The 21,969-nt window shown below is 45.8% G+C and carries 22 protein-coding genes; 13 read left to right on the plus strand and 9 right to left on the minus strand.

The window, feature by feature from the left end; translation table 11 throughout:
* Nucleotides 1-108: 108 nt before the first annotated feature.
* The 8 genes from iolB (at nt 109) to iolE (ending at nt 10,082) form a co-directional block, all read left to right on the plus strand.
* A complete protein-coding gene (gene iolB, locus LZG73_RS01575) occupies nt 109-972 on the plus strand; it encodes a 5-deoxy-glucuronate isomerase (protein WP_233845739.1) in 864 nt (287 codons plus the stop codon).
* Between the two features lie 39 nt (nt 973-1,011).
* Nucleotides 1,012-2,019, plus strand: a complete 1,008-nt coding sequence (gene iolC, locus LZG73_RS01580) for a 5-dehydro-2-deoxygluconokinase (RefSeq protein ID WP_233845740.1) — start codon at nt 1,012-1,014, stop codon at nt 2,017-2,019.
* A gap of 105 nt (nt 2,020-2,124) precedes the next feature.
* A complete protein-coding gene (locus LZG73_RS01585) occupies nt 2,125-3,591 on the plus strand; it encodes a CoA-acylating methylmalonate-semialdehyde dehydrogenase (protein ID WP_233845741.1) in 1,467 nt (488 codons plus the stop codon).
* 42 nt (nt 3,592-3,633) lie between these two features.
* Nucleotides 3,634-4,662: an inositol 2-dehydrogenase gene (gene iolG, locus LZG73_RS01590; RefSeq protein ID WP_233845742.1), complete on the plus strand. Its 1,029-nt coding sequence runs from the start codon at nt 3,634-3,636 to the stop codon at nt 4,660-4,662.
* 51 nt (nt 4,663-4,713) lie between these two features.
* The gene (locus LZG73_RS01595; protein ID WP_233845743.1) at nt 4,714-6,327 is read left to right on the plus strand and encodes a sodium/sugar symporter; all 1,614 of its coding nucleotides are present in this window, start codon (nt 4,714-4,716) and stop codon (nt 6,325-6,327) included.
* A gap of 6 nt (nt 6,328-6,333) precedes the next feature.
* A complete protein-coding gene (locus LZG73_RS01600; protein ID WP_233845744.1) occupies nt 6,334-7,284 on the plus strand; it encodes a class II fructose-bisphosphate aldolase in 951 nt (316 codons plus the stop codon).
* A 26-nt stretch (nt 7,285-7,310) separates the two neighbouring features.
* Nucleotides 7,311-9,176 (plus strand): 3D-(3,5/4)-trihydroxycyclohexane-1,2-dione acylhydrolase (decyclizing), encoded by a 1,866-nt coding sequence (gene iolD, locus LZG73_RS01605; protein ID WP_233845745.1) that lies wholly within the window; start codon nt 7,311-7,313, stop codon nt 9,174-9,176.
* A gap of 3 nt (nt 9,177-9,179) precedes the next feature.
* Complete coding sequence (gene iolE, locus LZG73_RS01610) at nt 9,180-10,082, plus strand: myo-inosose-2 dehydratase (RefSeq protein ID WP_233845746.1); 903 nt, start codon at nt 9,180-9,182, stop codon at nt 10,080-10,082.
* A 6-nt stretch (nt 10,083-10,088) separates the two neighbouring features.
* On the opposite strand, the gene LZG73_RS01615 is transcribed toward iolE, so the two are convergent.
* Nucleotides 10,089-10,418, minus strand: coding sequence for a DUF5615 family PIN-like protein (locus tag LZG73_RS01615; RefSeq protein WP_233845747.1), 330 nt, complete (start codon nt 10,416-10,418; stop codon nt 10,089-10,091).
* Complete coding sequence (locus LZG73_RS01620) at nt 10,402-10,641, minus strand: DUF433 domain-containing protein (RefSeq protein WP_233845748.1); 240 nt, start codon at nt 10,639-10,641, stop codon at nt 10,402-10,404. The genes LZG73_RS01615 and LZG73_RS01620 overlap by 17 nt, the downstream gene beginning before the upstream one ends.
* A 174-nt stretch (nt 10,642-10,815) precedes the next feature.
* Here LZG73_RS01620 and LZG73_RS01625 point away from each other — a divergent pair, with 174 nt between their 5' ends.
* Together LZG73_RS01625 and LZG73_RS01630 are read left to right on the plus strand one after the other, a co-directional pair.
* On the plus strand, nt 10,816-12,270 hold the full coding sequence (locus LZG73_RS01625) for a S41 family peptidase (protein WP_233845749.1): 1,455 nt from the start codon (nt 10,816-10,818) through the stop codon (nt 12,268-12,270).
* A 280-nt stretch (nt 12,271-12,550) separates the two neighbouring features.
* On the plus strand, nt 12,551-14,497 hold the full coding sequence (locus LZG73_RS01630; RefSeq protein ID WP_233845750.1) for a gliding motility-associated C-terminal domain-containing protein: 1,947 nt from the start codon (nt 12,551-12,553) through the stop codon (nt 14,495-14,497).
* 45 nt (nt 14,498-14,542) lie between these two features.
* Here LZG73_RS01630 and LZG73_RS01635 read toward each other — a convergent pair whose 3' ends face one another.
* On the minus strand, nt 14,543-15,526 hold the full coding sequence (locus LZG73_RS01635; protein WP_233845751.1) for an acyl-ACP desaturase: 984 nt from the start codon (nt 15,524-15,526) through the stop codon (nt 14,543-14,545).
* Between the two features lie 141 nt (nt 15,527-15,667).
* Here LZG73_RS01635 and LZG73_RS01640 point away from each other — a divergent pair, with 141 nt between their 5' ends.
* Together LZG73_RS01640 and LZG73_RS01645 are read left to right on the plus strand one after the other, a co-directional pair.
* The gene (locus LZG73_RS01640) at nt 15,668-16,405 is read left to right on the plus strand and encodes a 1-acyl-sn-glycerol-3-phosphate acyltransferase (RefSeq protein WP_233845752.1); all 738 of its coding nucleotides are present in this window, start codon (nt 15,668-15,670) and stop codon (nt 16,403-16,405) included.
* Between the two features lie 128 nt (nt 16,406-16,533).
* A complete protein-coding gene (locus tag LZG73_RS01645; protein WP_233845753.1) occupies nt 16,534-16,926 on the plus strand; it encodes a hypothetical protein in 393 nt (130 codons plus the stop codon).
* Between the two features lie 68 nt (nt 16,927-16,994).
* On the opposite strand, the gene LZG73_RS01650 is transcribed toward LZG73_RS01645, so the two are convergent.
* Entirely contained in the window at nt 16,995-17,447 is a 453-nt protein-coding gene (locus LZG73_RS01650) for a GNAT family N-acetyltransferase (RefSeq protein WP_233845754.1), read from the minus strand.
* Nucleotides 17,448-17,603: 156 nt separating this feature from the next.
* On the opposite strand from LZG73_RS01650, the gene LZG73_RS01655 reads away from it, so the two are divergent.
* Nucleotides 17,604-17,813, plus strand: a complete 210-nt coding sequence (locus LZG73_RS01655) for a hypothetical protein (protein ID WP_233845755.1) — start codon at nt 17,604-17,606, stop codon at nt 17,811-17,813.
* Nucleotides 17,814-17,819: 6 nt separating this feature from the next.
* On the opposite strand, the gene LZG73_RS01660 is transcribed toward LZG73_RS01655, so the two are convergent.
* The 5 genes from LZG73_RS01660 to LZG73_RS01680 form a co-directional block, all read right to left on the minus strand.
* Complete coding sequence (locus LZG73_RS01660) at nt 17,820-19,586, minus strand: glycoside hydrolase family 9 protein (RefSeq protein WP_233846466.1); 1,767 nt, start codon at nt 19,584-19,586, stop codon at nt 17,820-17,822.
* A gap of 55 nt (nt 19,587-19,641) precedes the next feature.
* Nucleotides 19,642-20,055, minus strand: a complete 414-nt coding sequence (locus tag LZG73_RS01665; protein ID WP_233845756.1) for a Dabb family protein — start codon at nt 20,053-20,055, stop codon at nt 19,642-19,644.
* Nucleotides 20,056-20,159: 104 nt separating this feature from the next.
* Nucleotides 20,160-20,315 (minus strand): hypothetical protein, encoded by a 156-nt coding sequence (locus tag LZG73_RS01670; RefSeq protein WP_233845757.1) that lies wholly within the window; start codon nt 20,313-20,315, stop codon nt 20,160-20,162.
* A 33-nt stretch (nt 20,316-20,348) separates the two neighbouring features.
* Nucleotides 20,349-20,831, minus strand: a complete 483-nt coding sequence (locus LZG73_RS01675; protein ID WP_233845758.1) for a DUF6934 family protein — start codon at nt 20,829-20,831, stop codon at nt 20,349-20,351.
* Between the two features lie 86 nt (nt 20,832-20,917).
* Nucleotides 20,918-21,955 (minus strand): PmoA family protein, encoded by a 1,038-nt coding sequence (locus LZG73_RS01680; RefSeq protein WP_409014308.1) that lies wholly within the window; start codon nt 21,953-21,955, stop codon nt 20,918-20,920.
* Nucleotides 21,956-21,969: the final 14 nt, after the last annotated feature.

Genomic DNA, 21,969 nt, shown 5'->3' on the forward strand with positions numbered 1-21,969 from the left:
TTAAATCTTTAAAATTTTTTCAAACGTTTGCATTCAATATAAACATATTTACATTTTGTGTTTAATTTATACAACACTATCATTGTGCAAATGTAATCCAATTCCACAATGAGTGACCTGCTGATTAAACCTGCGCCTGACCAAAAAACCTATCATTCCCTTACAAGCGAACAAGCGGGTTGGACTTACCTGAACTTCGAGGCTAAAATACTCGATGTAAATGAACAAATTTCAGGAAACACCGGTGGCTACGAATATTGCTTCGTTTTGCTCGGTGGCAACTTCAAAGTAGAAGCGGCAGGACAGACCTGGGAAACGAATAATGGTCGCAAGGATGTGTTCAGCGGAATCGGCCATGCCATGTATTTGTCGAGAAATACAGATTATACATTAACTGCCCAATCGCCCGGAACAGACATTGCGATTTGCCGCGTGGCATCGGACGAAGATCATCCGCCACGCATGAAGCGCCCGGAAGAAGCTGCCATTGAATATCGTGGTGGCGACAATGCAAATCGCCAGATTAACAGCTTGTTAGAGCCCGGCTTTGATTGTCACAAAATCGTGTGCGTGGAAGTTTACACGCCTTCCGGTAATTGGAGCTCTTTCCCTGCGCATAAGCATGATGTCCGAACGGAAGATGAAAATGGCAATCTCATTGAAGCCAATTTGGAGGAGATTTATTTTTACAAAATCGATAAACCACAGGGCTACGCCATTCAACAAGTTTATACGGAAGACAGATCCTTGGACGAGATCATTCGCGTGCATCATAATGAGGCCGTTTTGGTTCCAAAAGGTTATCACCCCGTTGTTGCCGGACATGGTTACCATGTTTATTATCTCAATTTCCTGGCCGGCAGCGACCAATCGCTGGCTAACACATCCGACCCCGATCACGACTGGATTTACGGAACCTGGAAAGGCTCTGATCCAAGGTTACCATTGGTTACCGCAGAAATGAATGGATAATCGGCTCCGCTCCGATTTAACACAGTGCAAATCTCCGCAATGAACAAATACGACTTACTGACCCTCGGCCGCTCGTCTATCGACTTGTACTCGGCCAATGTGGGGAGCCCTTTTGAAAAAATCGAAGCATTTAATGCTTTTGTCGGCGGCTGCCCGCTCAATATTGCCACCGGAGCCCGCAGACTCGGCCTGGAAACCGCTATTCTGACAGGCATAGGCAATGATCAGGTTGGGAATTTCATCAAACATTTCCTCGACCAAGAAGGCATTATCACGGATTGGGTGCCAACGATTGAAGGCACCAGAAGCTCTGCCGTGGTGCTGGGCATTGAGCCGCCGGATCGTTTCCCCCTGGTTTATTATCGTGAAAACTGTGCAGACATTAATCTGAACATTGACCACGTTGACGCCATTCCGTTTGCAGAGTTTAAAGCCGCAGCCTTCTCCGGAACCGCATTCAGCAAAGATCCAAGCCGGACTGCCATGTTTTATGCTTTGGAATTGGCAAAGAAAAACAATGTTACCCGCCTGCTGGACATTGATTTCCGTGCCGATCAATGGTTTGATCCAAGAGCGTTTGGCGTGACCATCCGCGCTGCATTGGGCAGTTTTAACATTGTAGTCGGGACGGAGGAAGAAATTTTAGCCACATTCCTTACTGATAAGGAGCAATTACTCATCAAGCACCAGCAAATTTCTGCTCCTGAAATTCGGGGCAACATTGAAAACGCGATTCAGGAAATCATGCTTTCCGGTGTGGAAACATTGGTTGTGAAGCGCGGAAAAGATGGCGCGTCCATATTTCAACTAGGAAAAGAAGAAGTTAAAGTGCCGGGTTTTCCTGTTGAAGTTGTGAATGTGCTGGGTGCAGGTGATGCGTTTTGTGCCGGATTTTCTTTTGGCTTGCTAAGCGGCTGGGACCTTTATCAAAGTGTGAGAATGGGCAATGCTTGCGGGGCAATTATTGTGACGCGAGAAGGCTGCGCCAATTTTATGCCGACCAAAACCGAGGTTGATGCGTTTGTTGCCGGCTATGGTGGGCTTTGAGCGTAAGACTTGCTAAGTCTTGGAGACTTAGCAAGTCTGTGGCGCTTACCAAGTCTCAAACCGGCCGCGCCTAAAATTTTGATCAAATACTTTTTAAAATACAAAATGGAAAAATTACAGAATTACATCAATGGACAGTGGGTCGACAGCCATTCGGATCATTTCGAGAATGTGCTGAACCCTGCTAACCAGGAAGTGCTTGCGCAGGTGCCTTATGGAAATGCACGGGATGTCGAAGATGCTGCGGAAGCTGCTTCCAGAGGATTTCAGGAATGGAGAAGCACGCCGGTTTCAAAGCGCGTGCAATATTTATTTAAACTAAAAACCCTGCTGGAAGACAATACAGACGACATTGCAAGGACAATCGTGCTGGAATCGGGCAAAACATTTATCGAAGCCAAAGCTGAAATGGTGCGTGCGATCGAGAATGTGGAAAACGCTTGCGGAATGCCTGCAATGATGCAAGGTGAGTTTTCTGAGGACATTGCCAAAGGCATCGACGAATACATGATCCGTCAGCCGCTGGGCGTTTGTGCATGCATTGCGCCATTCAACTTTCCCGGAATGATCACATTTTGGTTCCTGCCTTATGCGCTGGCTTGCGGGAATAGTTACATCATTAAGCCATCTGAAAAAGTGCCGCTAACGATGACGAAAATCGTGGCATTGATGGAAAAGCTCGACTTGCCAAAAGGCGTTCTTAACCTCGTCCAAGGTGCGCGTGAGGTCGTTGACGGAATTCTGGAACATCCTGCAATCAAGGGAATTAGCTTCGTTGGATCATCGAATGTCGCCAAATATGTGTATACCAAAGGCGCCGCGAACGGAAAACGCGTTCAGGCACAAGGCGGCGCAAAAAATCCGGTAATTGTGTTGCCGGACGCGGACATTGAAATGACCTCTCAAATTGTTATCGACAGCGTTTTCGGTTGTGCGGGACAGCGATGCCTGGCCGCTTCGACCATTATTACAGTCGGTGAGCACAAAGAAATTACAGAAAGTCTGGTTGAATCAGCAAGAAACAGAAAGACAGGTTTTGGACTAGATAGCGATGTGCAAATGGGCCCGGTGATCACGGCTGACAGCAAAGCAAGAGTTCAAACATTAATTGATAAAGGACTAAGCGAAGGCGGAAGATTGCTTGTTGATGGTCGCAATGCACAAGTGGCTGGGTATGAGCAGGGTAACTTCATTAACCCAACCATTATCGAAGACATTCCACTAGATGGTGAGCTTGCAACAACCGAGATTTTTGGGCCGGTTTTGAGCTTGGTGCACATTAACACCATTGACGAAGCGATCCGTTTTATCAATGCGGGTAAATATGGGAATATGGCCTGCATATTCACCAGCAGCGGTTCTAATGCAAGAAAATTCCGTCATGAAGCAGAAGCCGGGAACATTGGGATCAACATTGGCGTGGCCGCTCCCGTTGCGCAATTCCCTTTCTCAGGCTGGAAAGAAAGCTTCTACGGCGACTTGCACGGACAAGGCAAACACGCAGTAGAATTTTTCACACAAACGAAAGTGGTGATTGAGCGGTGGTTGAAAGAGTGGAACCGGAAATTTTAACGACAGTCCAAGCGAACATTAACATTCATCCTATTTATAAAAATGACTAGAAAATTAAAGACCGGGGTCATTGGCCTGGGTCGGATTGGACAGATACACCTGAGTAACCTCGTTCACCACATGCCCGATGCGGAAGTAATTATCGCTTCCGACTTGTCGCCGGCTTCGCACGAATTTGCGCGAAATCTGGGCGTTACCAACGTAACGACAGACGCTTATGACGTGATAAATCATCCGGATGTTGAGGCCGTCATCATTTGCTCCCCTACTCCATTTCACGTTCCTTACACGGTGGCCGCTGCCGAAAAAGGAAAGCACGTTTTTTGTGAAAAACCCTTGGACGTAACATTGGAAGCCATTCAGGCTGCGGAAAAGGCTGTAAATGAGAACAATGTAAAATTAATGCTGGGCTTTAACCGCCGCTTCGATGCTAATTTTACCAATGTCCGCAATCTGGTGGAAGCCAATAAAATAGGCGATCCGCACATTCTGCGCATTACCAGCCGCGATCCTGCGCCTCCGCCAGTGGAATATTTGAAAATTTCAGGAGGCATTTTCCTGGATATGTCGATCCATGATTTTGACATGGCGCGTTACATTGTTGGCAGCGAGGTGAAGGAAGTTTTTGTAAAAGGCGATGCATTGATTCATCCCGAAATAAAGGAATTCGGTGACATTGATACGGCCGTGATCGTGTTAACCTTTGAAAATGGTGCGATTGGCGTAATCGACAACAGCAGAAAGGCGGTTTACGGTTATGATCAGCGACTTGAAATCTTCGGATCAAAGGGCATGGCGAAGGCCGAAAACAACACATCCGACACGCTCGTGCATTTCGACAGCAATGGCGGGCATATTTCGCTGCCGCTGCATTTCTTCCTCGAAAGATACGAAACCGCCTATCGCGTTTGCCTTAAATCGTTCATTGATTGCGTGTTGCAAGACAAGCCTTCACCTGTGGACGCGCATGACGGATTGATGGCCACTGCCATTGGAATCGCTGCCATGAAGTCGCTCACAGAAGGCCGTAGCGTGAAAGTGGAGGAGGTTTTGCAGTTTGCAACGGTTTAAGTTAATTCGTAGAGAAATCTGAACGCCAATTTTACCTAACCCTTTACCCGAATGTCCAATACCGGTTTGCAATCGCTGGATTATGTTGTTTTCTTTATTTATTTGATAGGTGTTTCTGCTTATGGTTATTGGATTTACAAAAAGAAAAGTTCGAAGGAAGTCAGTTCGACCGACTACTTTTTGGCTGAGGGGTCGCTGACGTTCTGGGCGATTGGTGCGTCGATTATTGCTTCAAACATTTCGGCAGAGCACTTTATAGGCATGTCCGGCTCTGGCTTTGCGATTGGTTTGGCAATTTCTTCTTATGAATGGATGGCGGCGGCTTCGCTGATTGTAGTGGCGCTTTTTATCCTGCCGGTTTATCTCAAAAACAAGATTTATACCATGCCGCAGTTTCTGCGGGAGCGCTATAATCCCACCGTAGCGACGATTATGGCCGTTTTCTGGCTGCTACTTTATGTTTTTGTCAACCTGACTTCAATTCTATATTTAGGTGCATTGGCACTGGAAGTAACTGCCGGTCTTGACTTTACATGGGGAATCATTGGTTTAGGGATTTTTGCCGTCGTGATTACAATCGGCGGAATGAAAGTGATTGGTTATACAGACGTTGTGCAGGTTATCGTGCTGGTTTTGGGCGGGTTAGCAACCACTTATCTTGCCTTGGATTTGGTTTCAACACATTTTAACCGACCTGGTATTTTTAATGCGTTGAGTTTGCTTAAAGAACAGGCCGATTCACATTTTCACATGATTTTGCCCAAAGAAAATCCTTTCTACAAAGATCTGCCGGGACTTTCTGTGATCATAGGTGCGATGTGGATTAACAACCTGGCTTATTTTGGTTGCAATCAATACATTATCCAACGCAGTTTGGGAGCAGATTTAAAAACGGCAAGAAAAGGAATTCTCTTCGCTGCCGTGCTAAAATTGCTCATTCCAATTATTGTCGTTATTCCAGGCATTGCTGCCTATGTTTTGTATCAAAATGGCATGTTTCAAAAGGAAATGCTGGATGGCGTTGGCGCTGTGAAACCAGATCATGCGTATCCCGTTTTGCTCAACTTGCTTCCCGGTGGATTGAAAGGAATGGCCTTTGCAGCATTAACGGCAGCGATTGTGGCTTCTCTTGCGGGAAAAGCGAACAGTATTTCAACGATTTTTACCCTCGACATTTACAAACAATACATTAACCCAGGTGCGAGCGAAAAGCAACTGGTTCGGATGGGCCGCTACACGATTTATGTCGCTATGGCGATTGGCGTCATCATTGCGCCGCAGCTTCGTGCGCTGGATCAGGCTTACCAGTTTATTCAGGAATACAGCAGCTTTATCACGCCGGGTGTATTTGCGATTTTTATCCTTGGAATGTTCTGGAAAAGGACCACTTCCGCCGCGGCGCTCACTGCTGCATTACTAACCATCCCGCTTTCAACGGCAGGCAAATTTTTGGCTCCTGAAATTCCATTTTTGGACCGTATGGGCATCATTTTCCTGATTCTCTGCGCAGTGATCGTCATTATGACATTGGCTGATCCGAAAAGCAAGCACAATCCGAAAGGGCTGGAAATCGACCGGACGATGTTCGAGCCGGGCAGAAGTTTTGTCGTCGGTTCCATTGTGATCTGCGGGGTGATTGCGGCATTGTACACCGTGTTCTGGTAAAAAATTATGCTTTTAACAACAAAACAACTTTTCCAGAAATGCTACGGCCGCTATGCGATCCCGGCGGTGAATGTGTTTTTCATGGAAGAAATTCACGGGCTGTTTGCAGCGGCGCAGGAAGCGAATGCACCGTTTATAGTGCAGACAACGCCTTTTGCAAGAGATTACGCGCATCCTGATATGCTTTTGTCAATGATCGCGGCGGCGGCGAGGATCTATCCCAATGTCACTTTCGCCATTCACATGGATCACGGTTTTGAAGAGCACATTTTCGAGGCCATTGAACGAGGCGGTTATACTTCGGTCATGATCGATGCTTCGCATGATGACTTTGATCAAAATGCTGCCCGAACAAGAGAAGTGGTTCACCGTGCCCACGCAAAAAATATTAGCGTGGAAGCGGAATTAGGTGTTTTGGCGGGTGTTGAAGATGATCTCACGGTTGATGCTGCACATTCATTTTATACCAATCCGCAGCAGGTTGAGGATTTTGTAAAAGCGACGGACTGCGACAGTCTGGCCATTGCGGTGGGCACGAGTCATGGAGCTTACAAGTTTTCAGGCGGACAAGGTTTGCAGTTTCACATTTTGAAAGAAATTCAGGAACGCCTTCCAGACTTTCCTTTGGTGCTGCATGGCGGTTCTAATGTGATTCCGGAGGTCGTGGAAAGGATCAATGCTGCGGGCGGAAATCTGAAAACGGATGCGAAAGGCGTGCAGGAAGATGAGATTAGAAAAGCAATCCCGCTGGGCGTTTGCAAGATCAACATTGCGACGGACACACGTCTGCTCTGGACCATGGTAAACCGGGAATTTTTCCGCGACCGGCCTGAGGAATTTGCGCCGACCACGCCGGGGAAAATCTTTATGGAAGAATACAAAAAATTTATGCTCAAAAAGTTCGATCTGTTCGGTTGCACGGACAAAGCGGGCGATTTCAGCTTGGTTAACGCCTGATATTTTCAAGCAAAATCATTCAAAAAATGACCAGAAGACTCACAGTAGCGCAGGCTACGATTACATTTTTAAAGAACCAGTTCATTGAGCGCGACGGCATTGAGCAGCCATATTTCGGCGGCTGTTTCGGGATTTTCGGGCATGGTAATGTGGCAGGATTAGGCCAGGCTTTGCAGGAAAATCCTGACTTTCGCTATTATCAATGCCGGAATGAGCAATCAATGGTGCATACGGCTGTGGCTTATGCAAAGGTCAAAAACCGGCTAGGCGCATTTGTTTGTACGACTTCAATCGGTCCAGGCGCCACGAATATGATCACTGGCGCAGCTTTGGCGACCATTAATAGGCTGCCTGTTTTGCTTTTGCCTGGCGACATTTTCTCGACACGCGAGCCTAACCCTGTTTTGCAGCAATTGGAGAGTGCTTCTACACAGGATATTTCGGTTAACGATTGTTTCAAACCCGTTTCCAAATATTGGGACCGCATTAATCGGCCTGAGCAGCTCATTTATTCCCTCCCCGAAGTGATGCGCGTGCTGACTTCGCAGGCGGAAATGGGCGCAGTAACATTGTCAATGCCGCAGGACGTGCAGACGCATGCTTACGATTTCCCGGAATCGCTTTTCCAAAAAAGAGTCTGGCACGTAGGCAGGCCACGCCCCGATCTGACAACATTACAAAAGGCGGCCGAATGGATTAAAAATTCAAAAAATCCAGTCATCGTTGCGGGCGGGGGCGCCATATATAGCGATGCCAGCAGCGTTGTGGACAGCTTTGCAACCAAAACAGGGATTCCTGTTGGTGAGACATTTGCCGGAAAAGGTGCGGTGCGTTATGATGCGCCTTACAGCATTGGCGGCCTGGGTGCAACCGGCACAAAATATGCCATAGAAATTGCCAACGAAGCCGACATTGTGATCGGCATTGGGACGCGTTACAGCGATTTCACGACGGCTTCCAAGTCCATTTTTAAGAACCCAGATGTCCATTTTATCAACATTAACATCAGTGAATTCGATGCCTTCAAGCACGCTGCATTGCCTGTGATTGGGGATGCAAAAGCTGTTTTGGACGAACTGAGCGCACTTTTGGGAGATTATGAGGTTGATCGGAATTATCGCCAGCGTGTTGCGGAAATGAACAAGGCGTGGGACGATGAAGTGACGCAAATTTATGCCGAAGGCAACAGCACGGTTCCGCCGATTGATCAGGCCGTTGTGATCGGGACGTTGAACAGCTTCATGGACGACCGCGATGTGATGATCAATGCATCAGGCAGTGCGCCGGGCGACTTGCACAAACTATGGCGCGCCACTGATCCGAAAAACTTCCATCTGGAATATGGTTTCTCGTGCATGGGTTACGAAATCGCAGCCGGTTTGGGCGCAAAAATGGCCGATCCGACGCGGGAAATTTACGTGATCTGCGGCGATGGCGGTTATCTGATGAACAACCACGAAATCGTTACTTCCATTCAGGAAGGCGTTAAATTCACAATTTTACTTTTGAATAATAACGGTTATGCCAGCATTGGCGGACTTTCAGAAAGCATTGGCAGTGAACGCTTTGGCACAATGTATAAATATCGGGAAGAAAATTCGGGACAGCTTTCGGGCGAATTTTTACCGGTTGATTTGGCAAAAAATGCGGAGAGCTTAGGTGCAAATGTCATTCGAGCGACGGATCGTGAATCACTGGAAAACGCGTTAGCTCAATCCAAAACAGCCGATAGAACAACGGTCATTTACATTGAAACAAGCCTCTACCGCACCGTGAAAGGTTACAATGCCTGGTGGGAAGTGCCGATTGCTGAGATTTCCACTTCGCCGACGGTGCAAAAGGCATTTGAAACATATAAAACAAACAAAAAAGAACAGCGCATTTTCCTGTAAGCCATGAATTTCGACAACATAAAATTAGGCGTTGCGCCCATCAACTGGACCAACGACGATATGCCCGAATTGGGCGGTGAAAATACATTTGAGCAATGCATCAGTGAAATGGCGCTGGCTGGTTTTACGGGTTGTGAAGTCGGTAACAAATTTCCCCGCGATACGAATGTTTTGAAAAAAGCATTGGAATTGAGAGGATTGCAGATTTGCAACCAATGGAACAGTTACGAGCTCACGACCAAAACATTTGCCGAGAACCGCGAGAACTTCACAACATTGCTAGACTTTTTGGAAACAATGGGCGCAAAAGTGATTGGCGGCGGCGAAACTGGAAACAGCTGCCAGGGACAAATGAATGTGCCGGTTTTTGAAGGAAAAGGAATGTTAAACACGAAAGAAGAATGGGACAGCTTCACATTTGGGTTGAATGAACTGGGAAAGATCGCCCGTGATCGCGGCATGAAGCTGGCTTTCCACCACCATATGGGAACCTGCATTCAGACCATTGAAGAGACAGATCGCTTGCTTAATGAAACTGATCCAGAAAATGTGTTCCTGAACTACGACTGCGGACATTTCCATTTTGCCGGTGAAGATCCGGCCATTGCGCTTCAAAAATACATCGGCCGCACGGCGCATATTCACTTAAAAGACGTTCGTCCAAACATTCTGCAACGTGTTCACGAAGAGAGGCTTAGCTTTCTTACCGCAGTAAAAAGCGGTGTTTTCACAGTTCCTGGCGACCCCGAAGGCTGCATCGATTTTCGACCGCTTTTCAACATTATCAAAAAAAGCGATTACCAAGGCTGGATCGTCCTCGAAGCCGAACAAGACCCCGCCAAAGCCAATCCACTAGAATACGCCATCATCGCCCGGAAGTTCTTCAAAAACTTGACTGGGATTTAATACAAGCTACATTTCACTTATCGCCACGGGTCCCAGAGGAAGTCTTGATTTTTTTAGATAACTTCTGATCTGTGGCGATAATTTTGTGAGCTCAGCGTAGGAATTGATTTTTGCAGAAAGGACAAAAACGGTTACCGGGTAATTTTTGAAGTTTTGCTGGTAACGCATGTTCTTGTCAAAAGTAAGGAGCGCATGAAATCCATTGGCTTTCAGCAAGGCTAATAATTGCGCATCTTTCACGCCATTCCAGCCCATATCACGGATCGTAAATACTTCGTGGTTGGGAAAATCTTCTTTTAGTCTTTTGGGCAAATTTTCGTCAAGCAGCAGCTTCATAAAGCTCGGCTATATTCTTTGACGACGTTATTTTGCTGGCAACTTCCAGTAATGCGATTGCCTGCTCCTTACTAACCGTTGGAAAGTCATCAAGGAATTCATCTAATGAAACACCGGCTTCCAAATGATCAAAAAGCGATTCGATTGGCACGCGGGTTCCGCTGAAAACGGGCTGGCCTCCGAGTATGTCATTGTCGATTGTTACGATTTGCTTGATGTCCATAAATCTTCACTTTAACACTTGCTGTAAATTTAATCAAAATCTCCACTTATTAAATCTCTATTAAATTTCACTTTAAACCCTGCATTTAACCCTCCACCCGCGCCACAAAGCTTTCATGACATACGTAATGGCAGTATAGTTCGTTAAACAACTTAATTCAACAAACCTGCTAATATGTTATATTTTAAAAAGTTAAGCCTTCTTTACGCGCTTTCGTTTGCGGTGTTGGTGGTGGGGTGCAAGCAAAAAGATGTTGAGCCTGACGTTTTAACCGCGGTCGATACAACGTCCGTTGCAGATAAACAAGCGGTGAATGCGTGGCTTTATGAGGTGATGGACGATGCATATTTTTGGTATAAAAATCTCCCTGCCGAATCCAGCCTGGACGCTTCGCAAAGCCCTTATGATTATTTTGAAAAACTGGTTTACCAACGCGAAACCGTTGACCGGTTTTCGGCTGTGACAGATGATATTGACGCGCTGCAAAATGAATTCAATGGCGTAAGCAAAATCTTCGGGATCAGTTATTCACTTTCTTATATTGACGACGGCAAGTCTAATATTGCGGCGTTTTTAAACTATGTTGTAAAAGGAAGTCCTGCCGCCGCTGCGGGCTTGAAAAGAGGTGACATTATCCTCAAAGTCAATGGCACGCAGCTTACTGAGGCCAATTATATCGCTTTGCTTAGTAATAATGAAAGTGTAACTGTGACGCTGGGTGCGTTGCAAGACACGAAGATTGTCGCGACCAACACCACTTATTCGATCACGAAAGCAGAAGTGAGCGAAGATCCGGTTGCATTTTCAACTGTGATTTCAAAACCCGCACTAGGAAAAACGATTGGTTACCTGGTTTACACGCAATTTGTGCCTGGCAGTGCAGCGGATGAAAACAAATATGACAATGAGTTGCGTCAGGTTTTTGCAGATTTTAAAGCAAAAGGTGTGAACGAACTCGTGCTGGATTTGCGCCTGAATTCCGGCGGATACATTAGTTCTGCAAATACATTGGCCTCTTTGATTGGTAAAAACATTTCAGCTTCCAAAATATTTTACAAGGAACAATGGAATGATAAATACATCGCTTACTGGCAAAAAGCCAACGGTGCCAATGCTTTGAATTACACTTTTCAGGCAGAAAGCAACAACATTGGCAGCAACCTGAACCGCGTTTTTGTCCTCACTTCAAACGGAACAGCGTCGGCTAGTGAACTGGTTATCAACGGCTTGAAACCTTACATGGACGTCATAACGATTGGTGAGCACACTGCTGGCAAAAACCTTTTCGGCTCCCTGGTTAGTGATGATAAAGAGCGTTGGAAATGGGGTGCTTATGTCATGCTCGGGCAAACGGCCAACGCCAACGACCAGTCGGATTACGGAACCGTGGACGGCATGACGCCAAATTATCTCGTGGAAGATGCGAAGGTTCCGTATGCTCCTTTTGGAGATGAAAATGAGACATTGTTTCATAAAGCATTGGAAGTCATGGGCGTTCCAGTCGTTGCGAATGGCCGGGTGGCGGCAGTGAAGACAGTCCAGCCATTCAGGAAGTTGCTGCGCGACAATCTGAGTCCACGCAAAAATCTGATGATCAAGGATGGGGTGAACAAGGCGCTTAACCTGTAAACTTCCTTTATATATTTGCATAAAACGAGGTCCCGAATAGTGACCTCGTTTTTTTATGACCTGATCCTCCTTAAATTAATGCAGCCGGACATCTAATGAGTCGGATTTCGCGTAATTTTAATGTCAAATAATAACATGGCTTTTGCTAAAATTAAGTCGACATAAATCACACATTTAACCGTTTATAGTGAAATTCGCTTAACGCTCGTTCCTTTACTTCCGGCCTCGGCTGACTATGAAAATAAAACTACTCCTCGTTTTTTTCTGCACACTCTTTCAAATGCCCGCTCTCTTTGGGCAGGCCGTAAAGCACACTTACCGTTTTTACAAGACATTGGAAGTTGCACAACCCGAATGCGGACCGGCCCTTACGCCAGTCACAGCATTGGGAAGCTGTCCTGCTTCTGCCACGGATGGAACCTTCGTCAGTGACGTTTTACCCTGCGGCGTGCAACGGACTGTGTATCAAAATAATTTGAACTGGGGATTAATGTATCCCAACACAGAAGGCGCAATTACGGATAATTACACGATTCAAATGTATATCAAACCTACGGACTGGGGTGTAACGTGGGCGCGAATCATTGATTTTTCCAATGGCGGATCAGATCAGGGAATTTATTTCAAGGACAAAAACGGCTCCAAAGATCGCTGCATTGACTTTTATCCTTATGGCATTGCGGGCGCTTGCCCGTTTTTCAACACCAACACTTACTATCTCCTGACCTTCACCCGGAACGGGCAGACGGGGATTATGGATGTCTATGTGGATAACATGCTTTTTGCGTCTTACAATGATAAAGACGGAAGATATGTGGGAAAGCCGGGAACGCCGATCTATATTTTCCGAGATGATCAATCTGTTTCGTGTGAGTCCGGGCGGGCTAATTTTGGCTATTTGTCTTTCAGCAACCAGTTTCTTGCGAAAAGCGATGTTGAACAATCGTTTAACGAAATCTGCTTTACAGCCAACATTAATCCCAATGCAGACTTCGCTATCATTCCGTATGCCGTTTGCGAAAAGGACCAGAATGTGGAGATAAAATACACCGGAACCATTCCGGTTCCAGGAAACGGATATAGCTTTGAATGGGATTTTGACGGCGCAAAAATCATTTCCGGATCGGGAATGGGCCCATTTCTAATAAATTGGGAAACCACAGGCCCTAAGAAAGTCGCGCTCAAAATCACAAATCTCAAATGCAATAATGAGATTATCAACATCAAAGAGGCGTCAGTCAGCGATCTGAGTTTGACCACTGATCTTGTGCCGGGCTCATGTGATAAAACAAGCGAGGGAACGCTTACAATTAGCGGAAAAGGCGGACAACTACCCTATCAATATTCAATCGATTCTGTTAATTATCAGGCAGATGCGGTTTTCAAGTTAATGCCTGCCGATTATAAAGTTTATTTAAAAGACGTCAACGGTTGTGTCGTGAATAAACCGATAAAGGTTGAATTTTCAAGCAACATCAATGTTCAGACCATTGCGGACACCACCATTTGCGCAGGCGACCCGGTTGTGCTTACGACCAACAGTAACGCCCAAACATTCGCGTGGGAAGCGCAGCCAGGCCTGGATAATCCGAATGCCAAAGATCCGGTCGCAAGACCTTCAATAACAACGCAATATGTGGTCAATGCTTCGTTGGGCGTTTGTAATGCGCGTGACACAGTGACGATCCGCGTTGCCCCGCCTGTTGAAGTGAAAGTGACGCCTGACGCGACCATTGATTACAATGTTCCCTATCAACTCATTGCTTCCTCGCCGCAGGTTACAAACCTCAACGATGGCAAATTCCTGTGGTCGCCTCCGGATGGGCTCAGTGATCCCGCGAGCCCAAGCCCCACTGCCACATTGCAGTCCGACCAAACTTACACGATCGAAATTACATCGGGAATGGGTTGTGCGGGAAAAGGGACGGTTAACCTCCGCGTGAGACGTCGCGAACACTTGAATGTCCCAACTGCATTTTCTCCAAATGGTGATGGCAAAAACGAAGTGCTCATTCCGGTCGTGAATGAAATTTCGAGCCTGTCTTATTTCAAAATATACAACCGCTGGGGACAGCTCGTTTTTTTTACAAAAGAATTAAATAAAGGCTGGGATGGCACTTTTAAGGGTGAAGCCGTCGTTTCGGGTGCCTATGTTTGGGCAATTGAGGGCGTGTCCAGCGAAGGAAGGGTCATGAAGCGCGAAGGAACCGTGTTACTCATTAAATAACCGACTGAGCGCAGTCAAATTGATCTGCGCTCAGCCGGACGTTCGTTAGCTGATCCAGCTAAATTCATATTGCAATTCCGGGATTCTTGTCCGGTCTGCGATTCTCTTTAATCTGTTTGGAAGCGCCATCAAATAATCTCTTGCTTTCTCTGCTTGCTCATTAATGTTACGAACAGAGCCTATCTCCCACTCCACCAACAGACTGTCGAGGATTTCGATGTAATCATTGGTTGTGTAAACGCCCAATCTTTGTGCTGCATCAGAAAAGTGCGAGAATGTATCGCCCATTTTCACACCCGATTCGCGCAGGAAGTGAGCAGGCATGACGATCTTTTTACGCATCATATCTTCCAGTGCAAGCAGCAATTCGGAAGGGTCAACTTCCAAAATCCGGCGAACAAAATCTTTATATGCCTTTGCGTGTCGCATTTCGTCGGCTGCAATCACACCGCAAATTTTGGATAAATGCGGATTTCCAAATTTCTTGGCAAGCGTCGCCGTTCTTCTGTGCGAAACATTAGTTGCCAGCTCCTGAAAAGATGTGTAAATAAAGTTGCGGTAAGGATCGCGATCCGTTCCAATGTCAAAACCATCGGCGATCAAAAACTGCGTAGAAACCTCCATTGCACGCATGTTAACCCGACCTGACAGATATAAATATTTGTTCAAAAGGTCGCCATGACGATTTTCTTCCGCCGTCCAGGCACGCACCCATTGCGACCAGCCGGAAGGATTATTCACCTGATCCACGCCGATTACGTCCATCAGCCAAGATTCGTAAGTTGGAAGCGCCTCTTCGGTAATTGTGTCGCCAATCAGCACGGCAATGTAATCGTAAGGCAACTCACGGCAGCTTTCTTGCAATAATTTTACTTCACTAAAAAAATTTTCATCACTGGAATCGGGCAAAAAGTCCGAAGGCTGCCAGTTTTCTTCGATGGGTTTCAAATATTCCGCCATAAGCACATTCAGGTCTTTTCCTACATGTTGCATGACTTCGAGTCTTTCAGCTGAAAGTGCGGTGTCCATTATATTTATATTTAAAGCTCTGTTTGTTAATTTACAAATTACGCGAATTTAATGTAAGTTTCGAATGACTTTCATCATATCGAAGCTCAAAAATTAGAATATTCAAGGCAGTTTTAAACTATTTTTGCACAAAAAACCCGAATGAAAAAAATCGTTGACTATGTTCTGAGTGCTATTTACTTAATTCATTTTGGCTTATCCCTGCTCGTTTTTCATCTTTTTCAGGTTATTGCATTTAATGTTTTTGGTAAAAAGGTTCACAAGGTTGTCGTCGATTATCTCAACTTCTTTTTAACCTTCGGTTTATATCTGACAGGCGCACGCATTACATTAAAAAACCTCGCCAATCTTCCGGAAGACCGTTCTATTATTTTTGTTGCCAATCACCAAAGCACATTTGATATTCCTGCCATTATCTGGTTTTTGAGAAAACATCATCCCCGTTTTGTCTCAAAAATCGAGCTTGCAAAAGGCGTTCCCAGCATCTCTTATAATTTGCGAAAAAGCGGTGCTGCCCTCATCAACCGGAAAGATGGCAAGCAGGCCGTTACAGAAATTGCCCGGCTCGGGAAGTTGACTTTCGAGGAAAAAACGTCTGTCATAATTTTTCCGGAAGGAACGCGCTCTGCAAACGGCGTGATGAAACCATTTATTCCCGGCGGCGTGGCAACATTGCTCAAACGCGCTCCCGATGCGTTGGTCGTTCCGGTCGCCATCAGCGGAACGGGCGCATTCAATCCCAAAGGCATTTTCCCCCTCAAATCATTTTCCCATCTTTCCTGGACCGTCTTGCCCGGCGTTGAACCCGATGGAAGAAAGGTCGAAGAAATTCTTGCAGAAGCGCAGGAAGCCATCAGGCGCGCCATTTCCGCCAGCTAATTCGCTGATATCAACACCCAATCGCATTTCTTAAAAGCTGCTTTTACGCTTAACAATCATTAACAAGCGCCTTTTAAACCTATGTCATTTATCGGCCTCTAACCCATGAACTTTAAAATTTGTGGGTCATGAAAAAGATATTTTTTGCCGTCGCATTTATCGCATTAGGTTTCACAAGTGCATCAGCTCAATACAGCACGCGCCATAGCAGCCGCGACCGTTACCAAGGTGAACATCGCCAGGGCGGCTCATCGGAGATCAATTATTTGCAGCGCGAAGCACGTCAGCAAATCGCAGCCGGAATCCAGAGAGGTTCACTTTCATCGCGCGAAGCCAATGCATTAATGAGCAGATACGAACGAATCGAAGAACGCGAAAGGGATTACAGCCATCGCGGCAGATTGTCAAACAAAGAAAGCAGAATCCTTCGCGAAGATCTTGAAAGATTAATGGCAGACACACGCAGAATGAGTGAACGCCGCGGCGAAGGCTGGGCGCGCGACCGCAGAGACAGATACTAATTTATTAATGGCAGTTGAAGGTTTAGGGTAATGCAGAAACCATCTGATCGCTTGATTGGGTGGTTTTTTTATTGGCCTTTATTAAAATATCGGACAAGCTTTACATGCGATTTCTCAAACCCTTCACGCTGATAAAACCGGTGCGCCTGCTCGCGGATATTGCGCGAAGTAACTTCCATCTGGATCGCGCCCATGTGCTTCGCATACGCCATCACGTGCTGCATTAATGCTTTTCCGACCTGCTGTGAACGATATTCGGGCTTCACGAACATCTCCTGAATTTCTGAAACAAGTGCAGCGTGGTGAAGCAAAGGCTGAATATGGCAGCTCACCATGCCCACGGGCTGTGAATCGAACTCGGCAAGGAAATAGCGGATGTTGGGATTTTTAATGTTTGTATCAAAAGCAAAATCGAACCCTGCAACGTCCATCTTCATGTTTTCCAGCGCGCATATCATTTCATAGATTACGGCTCTGTCGGCAACATTCACTTCCCGAATCGTTAGCTTTTCAATTTCCATTTTGATAAAAATCCCCTTTTACAGATTAACAAAAGTCTAATTTATACAAGATCTGATACTCGCCATGCCATTTCTATGTGTAGAATTTTAGGAACAGACAAAACGTTTATGCGTCGGGAATGGAAATTGAACATAAATCTTAAAATCTCATTGATTATGAAAACGCAACCAGATAAAGAAAACGTCGAAGGCGGCTCACCAACAAGCGGCGGCCCGAAAGGTGATGTAAAACAAGATCACGATTCAGAAAAACCATCCAAAACGCTCTCGAAAGATGCGGCAAAGGAATCGGAGGAAGAAAATATGACGGATAATCAGGGCTATAACGAAACGCCGCCAACCGTTCCTGTCAAATCCACAAAATAGAAAACGTCATTTCGCCTCGGCGAGCGCTTCAATGGCAGCGGATAGATAAACGAACGGCGCATTCCAATTGATAGCGATCTCATTCGAAGCGTACGAGCAGTCGTCGTCCGTGAATGATTCGTCGGCAAATTTGCTGGTGTAAGTCGTGCATTTGTCTTGTTGACCTGGGTTGGGCCCGCCGGATAACAGTCCAGGAACCGGGTCCACAATTCCATCCGCAACAGACGGACGATGATGCGGGTGCATGACGCGTTTTGTGCCAAAACCAGTTAGAAAGCTATAACCAGTCGCATTTCTGCCGAGCAGATAATCCAGATTTCCCTGGGCAGCCAACAAGTATTTTTGATCTTTGGTCGATTTAAATGCATAAAGCAATGCAATGCCCTGATTGGCTGCAACCGAACTGCTTCCCCAAGAATAATCTTTTGCAACTTTGCCCATAACGGTCTGATAAGGTTGTTTTTCCAAATCTATAAGTAAGTTGTTCGCAAATGAAATAACGCTCTTTTTCAGACTGTTGGTTAAATTCGCGTCTGCTTTAAGCTCATCGCTGAACCTAAGCAAAGTATAAATGCCCAGTGTATTAACCTGGCTCCAAGTTGGCAGCGGCACAGGCTGATCGGCCTCCAATGCAATGCCCTGCATATATTCTGGTTTCTTCGTAAGTGCATACATTTCTGCTGCTGCCCAAACCCATTCATCTTTCGCATCACGATCGCCATAGGAGCCCGTTACCACATCCGGATCAAACTTTTTATTCATCTCATCCTGATTATAAAGGACGCCGGGATTTTTTTTAGCCCACTCCCAGCCTTTCACCGCGGCGGTAACGCAAGAGTCAGCCAATCCTGGAAATTTGTTTTCAAAGTTCTTAAAAATCCGGGCCGATTGCGCCATGACTGCCACAAAATCCAATGTTGCAATGGTGTTTTTCTGCACGACATAACGGGGATTCTTGCAAGCGTCCGGCATGATCATTCCGTCAAATCTCGGGTTCGTAAGCTTATGATAAACGCCGCCATCGGCAGGGTCCTGCATGGTCAGCATCCAGCGTAAGTTCCAAAGCGCTTCATCCAGCAGGTCAGGAACGCCGTTATTGCTTTCTGGAATGTTGGTTGTAAAGTTTTCGCAAAACGCAGGATAATCTTCGTACAATGAGAGCAATGTGCCCATTGTAATGCCAGAGTTGACAATGTATTTGTTGTAATCGCCCGCATCATACCAGCCTCTGGGTGAACTGATTACTGCATTTTCGGGCCGCCCTTCCGACACAGCAGAGGCGTGGATAAGCACTTTGTCATCCGGGTGACCAGCTGGTCTGGCCCATTTTCCAGCAAATTTTTCGGGTAATTTAGTGGAGACTCTTTGGTAATAAAACCCTTTCAATGAGGCCGCTGCAACTTCCTTATGGACTTTTTCCTTTATTTCTAGTGGCGCCGACTTGCGCAAGGCAGGCACAAAAAGAACGTATTTCCCAGCTTTGGTAACACTCGAAAAATCCGCAATGCGACTTGTTTTTCCTGAATGCTGACTGGTTTTCGGCTCGCTGAGCTTGCCCTTGAAAACCGTTTTCCCGGATGAAGCCTCTTTCAGTTCAAAAGCAGTAGGTTCCTCACCAAGCACAACCGCAATCTTTTGGCCATTTGGGTAAAAACCAATTTGATTTAAGCGAATGGGCTCTGCGTCTTGTGCAAGAAGTGAGTGTGAAAAAGTCGCGAAAATCGCGCAGAGAAAAAGGGAAACGTAATTACGAGAAAGACAAAAATGCTGCATTGCTGGAAGTCGGATCAAAGCGTTTGAAATTAAAAGCAGAAAATGCCGCACTTTACTACCCAACTTTCTTCGGCCCGACGGAATCATACACAACCACTTTTTCCCACAAGTGTGAATATTCCTTAATAAAATCCAAGTGAATCGGATGTGTCTGGTAAATTTCTTCTTCGATTATATTTTTGAAAAAACACATCCATGAGAATGTATAATCCCTCACAATCACAGATCTATTCGTCTCGGCCGGTTTACCAATGTGGACGTATTGAATCGTCGGGACCTTTGCGAGTTTGTGCAATCCCTCCAATAGTTTCGCCTCATCCTGGGCATTGTTGTGATCTTTTAAATAAAAAAAAACGTGATGAATAAACAATTCCTTCACTCTTTCCGGCTCGGCCGCCAATGGTGAAATGGACGCAATGGTCGCCAATCCGGCATTTTGCAAAAATTTCCGTCGTGATTTGTCTTGCATGGTGTTAGGCAGGTTCCCAAGGTTGATAGGAAGCGACTATAAAATTCAATTCAGATATGGTTGACCTGCAATGCTCTAGACCGAGTAAGTAACGGATCAAAACCCTACTTTTTGAGCAACTCTTTTGGTACAGGATACGCCTCCAAAAATGCTTTCATTTTTTCGGCCTTTTTCTCAAAATGAGCTTTTATCTTTTCGATGTCTTTGGCTGAAAATCTTTCAGCCTCATGCTTCTTACTTTTTTCAAATGCTGTGTCCATAGTGTATTTAGTTAGTATAAGCAAAAATACAAATCATTTTAAGTATAACAAAAACGCGTCGTAATTGACTCCTGATCGTACATCTTGCCAGTTATCACGCCAATTAGGATACGACGGATTAAAAGTAGTACGCTTCGTTCTATCCGTTACCAAGCCTCGAATTATATATTTTTCATTTAAAAAAGATAGATTTTTGTTAATTCCCATTTGGTACTTTCTTGTTCTTCTGGCGCAGCTGCCAGTCGCGTAAATTTTTGCGAGCGGGCGATTTTCAAGAAAGTCCAACGCTATTTGGGCAACCGTTCCAAGAATCTTATCGGCATCGCCATTTCTGGTTTCTGTCAAATCATCAGCATAGTTTGTGTCGGCTTTCCAAACTCCAAAACCTAAATTAAAAGTAGAGTCGCTCATTGGCGTAAACACAACAATTATTGGGATGTTACCCCGATTACCATTGCTATTAAACTCATAGACAAATGGGTCTATCTGATCGACCTTATAATTTTCCGAATTCATGAAGACATAGTGTGTAATATTCTGCAATAATAACAAAAAGAGCCGCAGTTTCCTGCGGCTCTTTGCCTTTGGTATTCACTTAAATGCTATTTCGTTTTGGCGTAATCCGCTGCGATGGCGTTGATTGCTTCGTCTTTTAAATGCTCAGAGGCGATGACGAGTCTGTAACGGAATGTGGTGGATTCGCCTTTTTTCAATTTGAAGTTCAGCGTTTCTTTTCCGTCACTTAGCGCCTTCATTCCCAGCGGGTTTACTGCAAAAAGACCGTAACCTCTCGCGTGCCAGTAAGCTGGATAACCTACGTTTTTTGGGTGGTCAATCATCGCGACGCTGATGTTTTCGTCTTTGATTTTCCCTGTCAAATTACACCAGATTGCGCGCTTGCCCCATACTGCCTCGCCTTCGATGCCATTGCTGTTGCGGTAATTTCCGGTAATGCCTTCGTTGTTCATAACAGGCACTTTCGTTGCAATGCCACTTGCATCCGTAAAAATTTCGGGCTTGTTAGAAGGCAACTCCAACTCACGCGCTACGCGAATGGCAAACATGCCATCTTTAATGTCAGGCATGGCCACTTCGTCGAGCATAGCTGTCAACGTTGTCGAACGGTCGATGATGCGCTGGTCGCCTTTGCCGCTGAAATGATAGGTTGTGGTTTCCTGTAACGTCAGCACGCCGTTTTTATCTTTCCAGTCGGCCGTTACGGTGAGTTCACCTTTATCTTTTCCGCTTTTAATGGATTTGATGCCGGTGTGAATGATTGTTCCGTAAGCGCGTTTCGCATGGTCCACTGCGTCGGAATTATTCCAGTAATCATTGCCGTTTACATCTTCATAATTAAGCCATATCCCGACGTGATGCGGATGATCCACGCGCTCGCCTGGTCTTGGGTCCAACGGCCAGCCTCTTGTAATCAGCGTCCCTCTGGCGGTTTGCACCGGATAAAGCACCGCTTTTTTCAGCTTGTCTTCGCCAGGATAGAAATACGCGGTGAAAGGTTTTCCGTCGATTTTAACCTCAACTTTCTTGTCCTTTTCATTATTTACCAAATCCACTTTCTGAGCCTGAACCACCCCACTTGCCGCCAAAACAGTCAATGCGGTTGCTGCGATGCCCTTTGTTATAACATTCACGTTCA

It is taken from the genome of Dyadobacter sp. CY326 (assembly GCF_021390515.1).
In the GTDB taxonomy this organism is placed as follows: domain Bacteria; phylum Bacteroidota; class Bacteroidia; order Cytophagales; family Spirosomataceae; genus Dyadobacter.